The organism is Klebsiella pneumoniae subsp. pneumoniae HS11286 (assembly GCF_000240185.1).
GTDB classification, from domain to species: domain Bacteria; phylum Pseudomonadota; class Gammaproteobacteria; order Enterobacterales; family Enterobacteriaceae; genus Klebsiella; species Klebsiella pneumoniae.
The window spans coordinates 281,647-294,872 of sequence record NC_016845.1 but is presented as its reverse complement, the minus strand read 5'-3'; the positions used below and the strand labels follow the sequence as shown (position 1 = coordinate 294,872).

General features: G+C 55.0%; 15 protein-coding genes and 1 other annotated feature. Of the genes, 12 read left to right on the top strand and 3 right to left on the bottom strand.

The features are described 5' to 3' along the window. Positions 1-7 precede the first annotated feature (7 nt). The gene (locus KPHS_02560; RefSeq protein ID YP_005224556.1) at positions 8-898 is read left to right on the top strand and encodes a maltose transporter permease; all 891 of its coding nucleotides are present in this window, start codon (positions 8-10) and stop codon (positions 896-898) included. Positions 899-1,089: 191 nt separating this feature from the next. On the opposite strand, the gene KPHS_02550 is transcribed toward KPHS_02560, so the two are convergent. Next, positions 1,090-1,500 (bottom strand): phosphate-starvation-inducible protein PsiE, encoded by a 411-nt coding sequence (locus KPHS_02550; protein ID YP_005224555.1) that lies wholly within the window; start codon positions 1,498-1,500, stop codon positions 1,090-1,092. A gap of 373 nt (positions 1,501-1,873) precedes the next feature. On the opposite strand from KPHS_02550, the gene KPHS_02540 reads away from it, so the two are divergent. The 7 genes from KPHS_02540 to KPHS_02480 all read left to right on the top strand — a co-directional run bounded on the left by KPHS_02540 (position 1,874) and on the right by KPHS_02480 (position 5,770). Further along, positions 1,874-3,151, top strand: coding sequence for a serine dehydratase subunit alpha family protein (locus KPHS_02540; protein ID YP_005224554.1), 1,278 nt, complete (start codon positions 1,874-1,876; stop codon positions 3,149-3,151). Between the two features lie 83 nt (positions 3,152-3,234). Further along, positions 3,235-3,975 (top strand): putative amino acid transport protein, encoded by a 741-nt coding sequence (locus tag KPHS_02530; RefSeq protein ID YP_005224553.1) that lies wholly within the window; start codon positions 3,235-3,237, stop codon positions 3,973-3,975. Continuing rightward, a complete protein-coding gene (locus tag KPHS_02520) occupies positions 3,968-4,135 on the top strand; it encodes an L-asparagine permease (RefSeq protein ID YP_005224552.1) in 168 nt (55 codons plus the stop codon). Before KPHS_02530 ends, KPHS_02520 begins: the two co-directional genes overlap by 8 nt. Then, positions 3,968-4,288: a sequence feature (potential frameshift: common BLAST hit: gi|375258435|ref|YP_005017605.1| putative transmembrane protein), on the top strand. Its footprint overlaps the gene before it by 168 nt. Further along, positions 4,157-4,288 carry a hypothetical protein gene (locus KPHS_02510; protein YP_005224551.1) on the top strand — a complete coding sequence of 44 codons (132 nt, stop codon included), beginning with the start codon at positions 4,157-4,159 and terminating at the stop codon, positions 4,286-4,288. (Overlaps the previous feature by 132 nt.) 20 nt (positions 4,289-4,308) lie before the next feature. Beyond that, positions 4,309-4,689 carry a reactive intermediate/imine deaminase gene (locus KPHS_02500; protein ID YP_005224550.1) on the top strand — a complete coding sequence of 127 codons (381 nt, stop codon included), beginning with the start codon at positions 4,309-4,311 and terminating at the stop codon, positions 4,687-4,689. Positions 4,690-4,796: 107 nt separating this feature from the next. Next, positions 4,797-5,306: a GNAT family N-acetyltransferase gene (locus KPHS_02490; RefSeq protein ID YP_005224549.1), complete on the top strand. Its 510-nt coding sequence runs from the start codon at positions 4,797-4,799 to the stop codon at positions 5,304-5,306. A gap of 8 nt (positions 5,307-5,314) precedes the next feature. Beyond that, on the top strand, positions 5,315-5,770 hold the full coding sequence (locus KPHS_02480) for a UDP-3-O-(3-hydroxymyristoyl)-glucosamine N-acyltransferase (RefSeq protein YP_005224548.1): 456 nt from the start codon (positions 5,315-5,317) through the stop codon (positions 5,768-5,770). A 49-nt stretch (positions 5,771-5,819) separates the two neighbouring features. On the opposite strand, the gene KPHS_02470 is transcribed toward KPHS_02480, so the two are convergent. After that, positions 5,820-7,469 (bottom strand): glucose-6-phosphate isomerase, encoded by a 1,650-nt coding sequence (locus KPHS_02470; protein ID YP_005224547.1) that lies wholly within the window; start codon positions 7,467-7,469, stop codon positions 5,820-5,822. A gap of 764 nt (positions 7,470-8,233) precedes the next feature. Here KPHS_02470 and KPHS_02460 point away from each other — a divergent pair. The 3 genes from KPHS_02460 (at position 8,234) to KPHS_02440 (ending at position 11,040) form a co-directional block, all read left to right on the top strand. Next, entirely contained in the window at positions 8,234-9,583 is a 1,350-nt protein-coding gene (locus tag KPHS_02460) for an aspartate kinase III (protein YP_005224546.1), read from the top strand. A 138-nt stretch (positions 9,584-9,721) separates the two neighbouring features. Continuing rightward, the gene (locus tag KPHS_02450) at positions 9,722-10,651 is read left to right on the top strand and encodes a putative cytochrome oxidase (RefSeq protein ID YP_005224545.1); all 930 of its coding nucleotides are present in this window, start codon (positions 9,722-9,724) and stop codon (positions 10,649-10,651) included. 116 nt (positions 10,652-10,767) lie between these two features. Then, the gene (locus tag KPHS_02440) at positions 10,768-11,040 is read left to right on the top strand and encodes a DUF3811 domain-containing protein (protein ID YP_005224544.1); all 273 of its coding nucleotides are present in this window, start codon (positions 10,768-10,770) and stop codon (positions 11,038-11,040) included. Here KPHS_02440 and KPHS_02430 read toward each other — a convergent pair. Beyond that, positions 11,037-11,912, bottom strand: coding sequence for a 23S rRNA pseudouridine synthase F (locus KPHS_02430; protein YP_005224543.1), 876 nt, complete (start codon positions 11,910-11,912; stop codon positions 11,037-11,039). The genes KPHS_02440 and KPHS_02430 overlap by 4 nt on opposite strands. Positions 11,913-12,255: 343 nt before the next feature. Here KPHS_02430 and KPHS_02420 point away from each other — a divergent pair, with 343 nt between their 5' ends. Next, positions 12,256-13,209, top strand: coding sequence for a SorC family transcriptional regulator (locus tag KPHS_02420; protein YP_005224542.1), 954 nt, complete (start codon positions 12,256-12,258; stop codon positions 13,207-13,209). The last annotated feature ends 17 nt before the right edge of the window (positions 13,210-13,226 follow it).

The window sequence follows — 13,226 nt, the reverse complement described above, 5'->3', positions numbered from 1 at the left end:
AACGATAATGGCTATGGTCCAACCCAAATCGCAGAAGCTACGTTTATTTACCACGCATCTCCTGCTACTGATTTTTATCGCCGCGATTATGTTTCCGCTGCTGATGGTTATCGCTATCTCGCTGCGCGAAGGCAACTTCGCCACCGGCAGCCTGATCCCGGATACCATCTCCTGGGAGCACTGGCGTCTGGCGTTAGGCTTCAGCGTCGAACACGCCGATGGCCGCGTCACGCCGCCGCCGTTCCCGGTCCTGCTGTGGCTGTGGAACTCGATTAAGGTCGCCGGGATCACCGCGATCGGTATCGTCGCTCTCTCCACCACCTGCGCTTACGCTTTCGCCCGTATGCGCTTCCCGGGGAAAGCGACCCTGCTGAAAGGGATGCTGATTTTCCAGATGTTCCCGGCGGTGCTGTCGCTGGTTGCCCTGTACGCGTTGTTTGACCGCCTGGGCCAGTACATCCCGTTCGTCGGCCTCAACACCCACGGCGGCGTCATCTTTGCCTACATGGGCGGTATCGCGCTGCACGTCTGGACGATTAAAGGCTACTTCGAAACCATCGATGGCTCGCTGGAAGAAGCGGCGGCGCTGGATGGCGCGACCCCATGGCAGGCTTTCCGTCTGGTGCTGCTGCCGCTGTCGGTGCCGATTCTGGCAGTCGTGTTTATTCTGTCGTTCATCGCGGCCATCACCGAAGTGCCGGTCGCCTCGCTGCTGCTGCGCGATGTGAACAGCTATACCCTGGCGGTAGGTATGCAACAGTATCTCAACCCGCAGAACTATCTGTGGGGCGACTTTGCCGCCGCGGCGGTGCTCTCCGCCATTCCGATCACGGTTGTCTTCCTGCTGGCGCAGCGCTGGCTGGTTAATGGCCTGACGGCGGGTGGAGTGAAAGGTTAATTTTTTTGTAACACCGGCCCCAAATTTCAGAGGAGGGCCGACGGTCTAGCCGCAATACACGACCCCAACCGGGTATTGTCGCCGTCGCCCTCAGCTGAAAAAGTAAGGTCAATGCCACTGCTATCCTCAACTGGACCCTACATAAATTCTATTTGTGACTGTTGGTCAGCGGCCCTGGAGGCCGCTTTTTTTTATTCGCGTTTCAGGCGATTGGAGTTACACAGCCAGAGCGTAATCACCAGGATCAGGATCGCCGCGGAGTAAATGAGCACCGCCAGCGGCGACTCATGATCGACGATAATAAGCCGCACAATTGCGGTAATACCGATATAGACGAAATAGCGCAGTGGAAAGTGAAAACCGGATTCAAAATATTTAACAATCAGCGCGATAAACTCAAAGTAGAGAAAATAGACCACCAGCCCTTCGACCAGCTTGTACTTACTCACCGGCTCCGGCGTAAACAGTACGTGCGCCAGATGCAGGGTCTCCTTTCCCAGGAACACCACCAGAATAATTCCCAGGCACAGCAGTGCCAGATTCAGCACGGCCTGCATGGCCTTCGCAACGAAATTAACCAGCGGACGATATACCGACGGCATAGTGACACCTCAAATGCATGAACGTTGTCGATCTGTATAGCGCAAAAGTGTGATCCAGATCTACCTATGATTCCTTCGCCTTACGCTATCTCCGGGCTATTGATTCGAAAAGTACGAACAAGAGAAAATTGTCCTTCCAGAAACGCTGTGAGCAGATTAACAAAAACATCCGTTACGCTTAGAACGAATCACCCCAACTAACTGAAATATAAAAAGTTTACTTTTTGACACAGGTGTATCTTAAAACCTCCCGTAAGATAAAATTTTTCTCCAAACCACAGTCTTTTTATGGTTATTAGGGTAAGTTTTTTCTTATCTTTTGTCTTAGCATTATCGCAGCTGAATAAAATTTAATTTTGGACATTAAATCATTATGAACACCGATAACGCTTCCCTGTACGTAAAATGGCTCAAACAAGAGGTCGCCCCGGCTTTAGGTTGTACTGAACCCGTCGCTATTTCCTTCGCGGCCGCCTACGCCGCACAATATCTGGATCAGCCTTGCACCAAAATTAGCGGTTTTATTTCCGCCAATCTTTATAAAAACGCGATGGGCGTCACCATACCCGGCACCACCGTTTGCGGTGTACCGCTGGCAGCCGCAATTGGCGCATTTGGCGGCGACCCGCAAAAGGGATTAAAAACGCTGGAAGATATCACTCCGCGGCACGTTGAAATGGCGCAGAAGCTGATCGCCAATAACGCCGTTGATATTGCCGTCGAAGAGACTCCGGATTTTATTCATCTCGATTTAACCCTCTCTGCTGGCGAGAATTGCTGTCGTGTCGTGGTCAAAGGAACCCACACCAACGTGGTCGAGCTTTATATTAATGGCCAGCCGCAGCCATTAAGCGAAAAACAGAATACGCACACCCAGCGCGAAACGCTGCCCACTTTCTCGCTACAACAGGCTTACGACTTTATTAATCGCGTCGACTTTAATGATATTCGCTTTATTCTCGACGCCGCGCGCTTAAACTCCGCGCTGGCGGCAGAAGGCAAAACAAAAAAATATGGCCTGAACATTAACGGTACCTTTTCTGACGCAGTGAAAAACGGCCTGATGAGCAACGATCTGTTAAGCAAGGTGATCATCAACACCGTCGCCGCTTCAGATGCCCGCATGGGCGGCGCGCCGGTGGTAGCGATGTCTAACTTCGGCTCAGGCAATCAGGGCATTACAGCAACCATACCGGTAGTGGTGGTTGCAGAGCATCTCGGCGTCGATGAAGAGACCCTGGCTCGCGCTTTGTCTCTATCTCATCTCACCGCCATCTCAATTCATTCTCGTTATACGCGCTTATCTGCGCTATGCGCAGCCTCAACCGCCGCTATGGGCGCCGCCGCCGGTATGGCCTGGCTGTTTACCCGCGATATCAACACCATTAATACCGCAATTATTAATATGGTCAGCGATATTACCGGCATGATTTGTGATGGCGGTTCCAACAGCTGCGCGATGAAAGTCTCGTCAGTGGTATCCAGCGCCTTTAAGGCGGTACTAATGGCCATGCAAAATAGCTGCGCTGGCGCCAATGACGGTATTGTCTGCGCCGATGTCGAGCAGACTATTAATAACCTGTGCCGTCTGGTGATTAAACCAATGACTCTCACCGATAAAGAAATTATCAGCATTATGGTCGCTAAATAATACCATTTCACGGGCCTGAAAGAGCAGGTCCCGATTAACGTACTCTACCCACACTATTATTTATAAATTAGCAGGTATAGCAGATGAATAAAAAAGTCATCTTCCGCGGCGCCAGCGCTATTATGCCCCTATGCATCGGCGACTTTCCATTTTCATTTATTGTCGGCGCATTAAGCGTTAGCGCGGGCATGAGCGTCTGGCAGAGTACGGCGTGGTCGGCGATCGTCATTGCCGGCTCGGCGCAAATGCTGGCACTGAATATGTTAAAAACCGGCGCCACGCTCGGCGTGATTATTTTCACCACATTAATTATCAATCTTCGCCACGTGCTGTATAGCGCCTCTATTTCCGGCAGCGTGCGTGAAGCTTCATTCTTTAAAAAATGCTTTATGTCCTATGCGCTCACCGACGAGGTGTATGCCACCACCGTCAAAGAGATGGAAGGAAATAAAAAGGAAAAATATCTGTTTTATGGTTCGGCGATGATTACCTTCTGGGCGATTTGGGTGCTGGCTGATTTTCTTGGCGCGCTGGTCGGCGCCTCGTTTCCCCACATTGAGAAATACGGTCTCGATTTCGCCATGGTCGCCGCCTTTATCGCCATCGTGGTGCCGCAAATTAAAAGCCAGGCCTGCACCGTCGCCGCGGTTGTAGCCGCCGTTTCCGGCGTGCTGTTAGTGGTCCTACCCTATTCGCTGGGTATCGTCGTCGCCTCAGTGCTTGGCGTCCTCGCCGGCCTGTGCGTCGACCTGGCGGAAGAGCGCAAGCAGATGGCAAAAACCGAATCCGATATGCCGTTAGTGGAGGCGATGGAAAATGAGTAATAGCTATTTTATCGCCCTGACGCTGGGCATGGCCGCGGTGACTTTTCTCATCCGTTTCTCGTTTATCGGCCTGGCCGGCAAGATCCAGATGTCCGAGCGGGTGACCAAAACGCTACGCTTCGTGCCGGTCACTGTTCTGCCGGCCATCATCACCATTTAGATCCTGAGCGTGAATTCCAGCATGGAGTTCGACTTAAAAAATCCGAAGGTGATCGCCGCCATCATCTGCACGCTCGCCAGCTTCCGTTTAGGTCTGGTGTGGGTGGTAGTGAGCGGCGTCGGCTCGCTGGTGTTGTTAAATTATTTTATGTAACCGTTTGAAGGATAAACCGTATGATTATTACCACCGCTGACGCGCCTGCCGCTATCGGCCCGTACGTGCAGGGCGTCAATCTCGGCGCGATGACCATCACCTCCGGTCAGCTGCCGATTAATCCGCTGGACGGCACCATGCCAGGCGATATCGCCGAACAGGCGCGGCAATCACTGGAGAACGTGAAAGCCATCGTCGAAGCCGCCGGACTCACGGTCGGGCAGATCGTTAAAACTACGGTGTTTGTCAAAGACCTGGCGGATTTTGCCGCCATCAATGCCGCCTACGAGGCCTTCTTTATCGAACACCAGGCGGCCTTTCCGGCGCGCTCCTGTGTGGAGGTGGCAAGGTTACCGAAAGATGCCGGCGTCGAAATCGAAGCGATCGCTTTCGCCCGCTAACCCCCAGGCTGGAGGGAGCGCCTCCAGCCTTCTCCCACCGATTTTTGTCGTTCCACATTGTTCACTTTACAGGCAATATAGCCGCAGAACGACGCGAGGAACGCAGCATGTTAACTATTCGACAGGCATGTCCCGAGGACGCGCCCCAGCTTAGCGCGATGGGCTATGCCAGCTATCATCACCACTTTGCTCATCTCTGGCGCGATGCCGATGAACTGGCGTTATTTCTTAAGCAAGAATATGCCGAAGATGCGCTACGTCGGAGTCTTGCGGATGCGACCCAACACTGGCTCATCGCCGAAGCCCCCTCTCCTGTTGGTTTCGCTAAATATAGCTATCAGCAGCGAATGGCTGACGACGGCAAGATTGGTACGCTGCTGCATAAGCTCTACCTGATGCCGGGGAAGACTGGCCACCGCTACGGCGAGCATATTTTTCACGCCGTCGAGACGCGAGCAAAAACGGCCGGTGAAAGTTGGCTGTGGCTGGAAGTACTCGCCGCGAATCCCGCCGCGCGCCGTTTTTACGAACGCCAGGGGATGCAGCACATCAGAGACACGATTTTCCACTCCGCCAGCCAGCAAAGCACCTTACATATTCTGGCCAAACCGATTTGAGAGGAACTATGCCTGAGCTTCGTGATACCGGCGTACGTAACGTCGTTTGTGGGGAAAATGTCGTTATTTACCAGCCCGCCAACCTCTATGATTGCCAGCTCGGCGATAACGTCTTCGTCGGGCCGTTCGTTGAGATCCAGCGGAATACCCGCATCGGCGCGAACAGTAAAATTCAGTCCCATACCTTTATCTGCGAGTACGTCACCATCGGCCAGCGCTGCTTTATCGGTCACGGCGTGATGTTTGCCAACGACCTGTTTCGCGAGGGTAAACCAAACGCCGACCGCGCCAGCTGGGGGCGGATCGAGATTGGCGATGACGTGTCGATCGGCAGCGGCGCCACGATTCTGGCCGTCAGCATCTGCGATGGGGTGGTGATAGGCGCGGGCAGCGTGGTAACGAAGTCCATTACCGAGAAAGGCGTGTGGGCGGGGAATCCGGCGAGGCTGCTGCGGCGGCTATAAATAAAAATGCCGACCAAAGGGTCGGCATTCCGTCTTAGCTGCGCAAGCGTTATGCGCGCCAGGCTTTATAACGGTTAATCAGGCCGTTAGTAGAGCTGTCGTGGCTGCTAACTTCGCTGCCGTCTTTCAGCTCCGGCAGGATGCGGTTAGCCAGCTGTTTGCCCAGCTCAACGCCCCACTGGTCAAAGGTGAAGATGTTGAGGATCGCGCCCTGGGTGAAGATTTTGTGCTCGTACAGGGCAATCAGCGCCCCGAGGCTGAACGGGGTGATCTCACGCAGCAGGATGGAGTTAGTCGGGCGGTTACCTTCGAACACTTTGAACGGCACCACGTGCTCCAGGGTCGCCGGGTCTTTACCCTGATCGCGATATTCCTGCTCAACCACTTCGCGGGATTTACCAAAGGCCAGGGCCTCGGTCTGGGCGAAGAAGTTAGACAGCAGTTTCTGATGGTGGTCAGACAGCGGGTTGTGGGTGATAGCCGGAGCGATGAAATCGCACGGTACCATTTTGGTGCCCTGGTGGATCAGCTGGTAGAACGCGTGCTGACCGTTGGTGCCCGGCTCACCCCAGATGATTGGGCCAGTCTGGTAGTCTACCGCGTGGCCGTTACGGTCAACATACTTACCGTTGGACTCCATGTTGCCCTGCTGGAAGTAAGCGGCAAAGCGGTGCATGTACTGGTCGTACGGCAGAATCGCTTCGGTTTCCGCACCGAAGAAGTTGTTGTACCAGATGCCGATCAGAGCCAGCAGCACCGGCAGGTTTTTCTCCGCCGGAGTGGTGGAGAAGTGCTTATCCATCGCATGCGCGCCGGACAGCAGCTCAACGAAGTTGTCGAAGCCCACGGAGAGAATGATGGACAGACCAATCGCCGACCACAGGGAGTAACGGCCGCCAACCCAGTCCCAGAATTCGAACATGTTGGCGGTGTCGATGCCGAACTCGCCAACCGCTTTCGCGTTGGTGGAAAGCGCGGCGAAGTGTTTCGCCACGTGCTTGTCGTCGCCCGCGGTTGCCAGGAACCAGTCGCGCGCGCTGTGGGCGTTGGTCATGGTTTCCTGGGTAGTGAAAGTCTTGGACGCCACCAGGAACAGAGTCGTTTCCGGATTCACGTTCTTCAGCACTTCGGCGATATGGGTGCCATCGACGTTAGAGACAAAGTGCATGTTGAGGTGGTTTTTATACGGACGCAGCGCCTCGGTCACCATGAAAGGACCGAGGTCGGAGCCGCCGATACCGATGTTAACCACGTCGGTGATCGGTTTGCCGGTGTAGCCTTTCCAGCTACCGGAGATAATCGCTTCGGAGAAGGTTTTCATCTTCTCCAGCACAGCGTTCACTTCCGGCATCACATCTTTGCCATCAACCACAATCGGCGTATTGCTGCGGTTACGCAGCGCGACGTGCAGTACCGCGCGGTCTTCGGTGCGGTTGATCTTCTCACCTGAGAACATCGACTTGATAGCGCCCGCCAGGTCAGTCTCTTTCGCCAGATCCTGCAGTTTAGCCAGCGTCTCTTCAGTGATGCGGTTTTTGGAGAAGTCCACCAGCATCAGATCGTCGAACGTCGCGGAAAATTTAGAAAAACGGTCGCTATCTTTGGCGAAAAGCTCGCTGATAGTGACATCTTTCATTTCGTCGAAGTGTTTCTGTAATGCCTGCCAGGCAGAGGTCTGCGTTGGGTTGATGTTTTTCATTAGCAATACTCTTCTGATTTGAGATTGTGACTTCGGTCGATTGTAGCGCCGGTGACGGAAAATTGTGATGATTTTTGTGACTTGACCCTGACGCCGGTCAGGAATCGGGTCAAAACGGAGTAAAAAGCCCCATTAGTATAGCTATCATAAGGCTTTTTTCTGTTAGCCGCAGAGGCATGAAAAATCCGCATAACCGCAGCGTTGACATAGCTGGCGTTAAGCCTTTATATATCCGCAGTGCTTACGTATTGGTAGGTATCTATTGCTCGCGCATTTCACGCTACAGCGAAAGGGTATTCGCGGGGGATATAATGTCCCTGTTCCCCCGGCCAGGTGAAAGACGTCAGTAATTGCCAGAAGAGGTGCGTTGCCCAGGTAACCGTATTGGAGGAACCAGTCCGGGGAAGATACGTGAGGGGGAGCAACGCCGAGGTGAAAGAGCGTCTGGTCACGCTCCTCGCCGGCCACAGGGGCTGAATCCCCTGGGTTGTCACCAGAAACGTTCGCAGTCGGGCGTTTCATACCCGAACACCTCAGCGCCCAAAGCGGTGAGTCGGGTCTACAAGGTGGAGCACTTCTGGGTGACATCGTAGTTGTTTATCACTCTGCGCCACCCTGTTTATCGCTCTTCCCTTGTGCCATGGCTGAATAATTTGGCCTGGCTTATTAAGACATTTTGTTGCGATCCGGCGGCGTCCAGCCCCTGCCAGGATCGGTGCTCAGGAATCGTTTTAATAAGTCAGGCCCCCTGACACGAGGTTGTTATGACAGATCTAGTCGTCGCCAAATTTGGCGGCACCAGCGTTGCTGATTTTGACGCAATGAACCGCAGCATCGATGTGGCGCTGCTCGATGCCAATACCCGTATTGTTGTGCTCTCCGCCTCTGCCGGCGTGACCAACATTCTGGTGGCCTTAGCGGGAGGGCTGGAACCCACCGAACGTTTTTCCCAGCTGGACGCTCTGCGTCAGATCCAGTTCAATATTCTGGAGCGTTTGCGTTATCCCAACGTGATCCGCGAAGAGATTGAGCGCTTGCTGGAAAATATCACGACGCTGGCGGAAGCCGCCGCGCTCGCCTCCTCAACCGCCCTGACTGACGAACTGGTCAGCCATGGCGAACTGATGTCTACCCTGCTGTTTGTGGAAATTCTGCGTGAACGCGGTATTCAGGCGCAGTGGTTTGACGCCCGTAAAGTGCTGCGCACTAACGATCGCTTTGGCCGCGCCGAACCGGACATCGCCGCCGTCGCCGAACTGACCCAGCAGCAGCTGGCGCCGCGCCTGGCGGAAGGCCTGGTGGTGACCCAGGGCTTTATCGGCAGCGAAGCGAAAGGCCGCACCACCACCCTCGGCCGCGGCGGCAGCGATTATACCGCCGCTCTGCTCGGCGAAGCGCTGAATGCCACCCGCGTCGATATCTGGACCGATGTCCCGGGGATCTATACTACCGACCCGCGCGTCGCGCCGGCGGCGAAACGCATCGACGTCATCGCCTTTGAAGAGGCAGCGGAAATGGCCACCTTTGGCGCCAAAGTGCTGCATCCGGCGACCCTGCTGCCTGCCGTGCGCAGCGATATCCCGGTGTTTGTCGGCTCCAGTAAAGAGCCTAAAGCGGGCGGTACGCTGGTGTGTAAAACCACCGAGAACCCGCCGCTGTTCCGCGCGCTGGCGCTGCGTCGCCGGCAAACGCTGCTGACGCTGCACAGCCTGAATATGCTGCACTCCCGCGGCTTCCTCGCCGAAGTGTTCGGTATTCTGGCGCGCCATAACATCTCAGTTGATTTGATCACCACCTCCGAAGTGAGCGTGGCCCTGACCATGGACACCACCGGCTCGACCTCTGCGGGCGATACCCTGCTGACCCAGGCGCTGCTGACCGAGCTCTCTTCGCTGTGCCGCGTGGAAGTGGAAGAAAATCTGGCGCTGGTCGCCCTGATTGGCAATGAGCTGTCGAAAGCCTGCGGCGTCGGCAAAGAGGTCTTTGGCGTCCTCGAGCCGTTTAACATCCGCATGATCTGCTATGGCGCCTCCAGCCACAACCTGTGCTTCCTGGTGCCGGGCGACGATGCGGAGAAGGTTGTGCAGAAGCTGCATCATAATTTGTTTGAATAAAATTCCTTAGCACGTTAAACAATACCTATAGCCGGGCTCGAACCCGGCTTTTTTATAACAACATCAACACAACCAGCTGACCTGCTCGCCGCCCATCGGGATGGCGCGGCCCGGTTCGCGTATCGCAAGGAACACAACATGCTCGCAACTCTGACGCGGCTGTTCCCGTTATGGGCACTGCTGCTCTCCGTTCTGGCCTATTACACTCCCACCACCTTCACCCCAATTGGCCCATGGGTCACCACCCTGCTGATGCTGATCATGTTCGGTATGGGCGTGCATCTGAAGCTGGAGGATTTCAAACGCGTCCTGTCGCGTCCGGCGCCGGTCGCTGCGGGGATATTTCTGCACTATCTGGTGATGCCGCTCGCCGCCTGGCTGCTGGCGCTGCTGTTTCATATGCCGCCGGAGCTTTCCGCCGGGATGGTGCTGGTCGGCAGCGTCGCCAGCGGGACCGCCTCCAACGTGATGATCTTTCTTGCCAAAGGGGATGTGGCGCTGTCGGTGACCATCTCCTCGGTCTCCACCCTCGTCGGCGTCGTGGCGACACCGCTGCTCACCCGTCTGTACGTCGACGCGCATATTCAGGTCGACGTCATGGGCATGTTGCTCAGCATTCTGCAGATTGTGGTCATTCCTATCGCGCTGGGACTGATTGTCCATCATCTGCTGCCGAAGGTGGTGAAAGCGGTAGAGCCGTTCCTGCCCGCCTTCTCGATGGTGTGCATTCTGGCGATCATCAGCGCGGTGGTGGCGGGTTCCGCCGCCCATATCGCCTCCGTCGGCCTGGTGGTGATTATCGCGGTGATCCTGCATAACACTATTGGTCTGCTTGGCGGGTACTGGGGCGGACGTCTGTTTGGTTTTGATGAATCCACCTGCCGTACGCTGGCGATCGAGGTGGGGATGCAGAACTCCGGCCTGGCGGCCGCGCTGGGTAAAATTTACTTCGGCCCGCTGGCGGCGCTGCCGGGCGCGCTGTTCTCCGTCTGGCATAACCTGTCCGGTTCGCTGCTGGCCGGGTACTGGTCAGGAAAGCCCATCGCCAAAAAAGCCGACAAGCGCTGAGTTTGATACGTCCGGGCGCAGGCCTGGGCGTGTGCCTGCTTTAGTTGCCATACAGGCTATCAGTAAAATATTCATTGCCGTACACTGGGTGCTCTGGTCTGACTGAGGGCACCACCATGGCACTCCCCCGTATTACACAAAAAGAGATGACCGAGCGCGAACAGCGCGAATTGAAAACGCTGCTTGACCGCGCGCGTATTGCGCATGGCCGCCCGCTGAGCAATGCGGAAACGAACAGCGTGAAAAAGGAATATATCGATAAGCTGATGGCGCAGCGTGAAGCGGAAGCGAAGAAAGCCCGCCAGGTGAGAAAACAGCAGGCTTATAAAACGGATAAGGAAGCGACCTTTTCCTGGTCGGCGAATACGCCGACCCGCGGCAGGCGTTAACGCCCTTTCTTTTTACGTCCCGGCTGGGTGAAACGTTTCCCGTTACCAGCCGGGCGGCCCTTATCGTTGCTATTTTCCATCTTCACCACCGGGCGCTTGATGCCGGGAGTCGCCGCTTTGGCCTTCGGCCTGGCTTTCGGCTTCGCTTCGGAAGAGGAGTTTTCAATCAGCTTGAACAGGTCGATCAGCTCGTCATCGGTTAGATCACGCCATTCACCCAAGGGGATCCCCGTCAGGCTCACGTTCATGATCCGCGTACGCTCAAGCTTCGTCACTTCATAGCCAAAGTGCTCGCACATACGACGGATCTGGCGATTCAGCCCCTGCACCAGAGTGATGCGGAAAACGAACGGCGCTTCTTTCTTTACCTTACATTTTTTGGTCACGGTCCCGAGAATCGGTACCCCCGCGCCCATGCCGCGAATGAACTCATCGGTCACCGGCTTATCGACCGTGACCAGATACTCTTTTTCATGGTCGTTGCCGGCGCGCAGGATCTTGTTCACCAGATCGCCATGGTTGGTGAGGAAGATCAGCCCCTGGGAGTCTTTATCCAGACGGCCGATAGGAAAGATACGCTTGCTGTGGTTGACGAAATCGACAATGTTGTCGCGCTCGCCATCTTCGGTGGTGCTCACAATGCCGACCGGCTTATTCAGCGCAATCAGTACCAGATCATCCGCTTCGCGCGGCTCAATCAACCGTCCGTTCACTTTGACTAAATCGCCAGGCTTCACCTGATCGCCAATAGTGGCGCGCTTGCCATTGATAAAGACGTTGCCTTGTTCAATAAAGCGGTCCGCTTCGCGACGCGAGCAGATGCCGCTTTCGCTGATGTATTTATTTAATCGGGTTGATGAGTCGGGCAGCATAGATTCTCCTGTAAAAGCGAAATATACCCTACCTTGTGGGCGAGAAAAAAGATGTGCCTTTGCGCCCTCCGGCGCAAGGTGTGATCGACTACGCCTTTTTTCACAAAAGTGTCCCGCTCAACGCCTGGCAACTTTGCATGATGAAATATCACAGAATCAGAGATTTAGCGTGCAATGCACAAAGGTGCCAATAACCCGCTATTGATAACGCAAATGTGCAAGATTATTCGCCAGATTAGGGTGATGAAATAAAAGAAAATCGCTTTAAACGGTGGCTCTAATAGGGTTATATCAGATCAACAGCACAAACCCGCGATTTGCACAAATGTGCAGGAGCCTGCAGATGACCATGGAAAACAGTGACGATATCCGGTTGATTGTCAAAATCGCCCAGCTCTATTACGAGCAGGATATGACTCAGGCGCAAATTGCTCGCGAGCTGGGGATCTATCGCACCACCATCAGTCGCCTGCTGAAGCGCGGCCGCGAGCAGGGCATTGTTACCATCGCCATCAACTATGACTACAATGAAAACCTGTGGCTCGAGCAACAGCTCAAGCAAAAATTTGGCCTGAAAGAGGCGGTGGTTGCCAGCAGCGATGGGCTGCTGGAAGAAGAACAGCTGAGTGCGATGGGCCAGCATGGCGCCCTGCTTGTCGATCGGTTGCTGGAGCCAGGCGATATCATCGGTTTTTCATGGGGCCGCGCCGTGCGTTCGCTGGTGGAGAACCTGCCGCAGGCCAGCCAGTCACGCCAGGTGATCTGCGTCCCCATCATCGGTGGACCTTCCGGTAAACTGGAGAGCCGCTACCATGTGAACACCTTAACCTACGGCGCGGCAGCCAGACTGAAAGCGGAATCCCACCTTGCCGATTTTCCAGCCCTGCTGGATAACCCGCTGATCCGCAACGGCATCATGCAGTCCCAGCACTTTAAAACCATCTCATCCTACTGGGACAGCCTGGATGTGGCGCTGGTGGGTATTGGTTCACCGGCCATTCGCGACGGCGCAAACTGGCACGCCTTCTACGGCAGCGAAGAGAGCGACGATCTCAACGCCCGCCACGTCGCCGGGGATATCTGTTCGCGTTTCTACGATATTAACGGCGGGTTAGTCGATACCAATATGAGCGAAAAAACCCTGTCGATCGAAATGGCGAAGCTGCGCCAGGCTCGCTATTCCATCGGCATCGCCATGGGGGAAGAGAAATACTCTGGCATTCTTGGCGCATTGCACGGACGCTATATTAATTGTCTGGTGACAAACAGAGAAACGGCTGAGTTATTACTGAAATAACACACAGGATATGATTT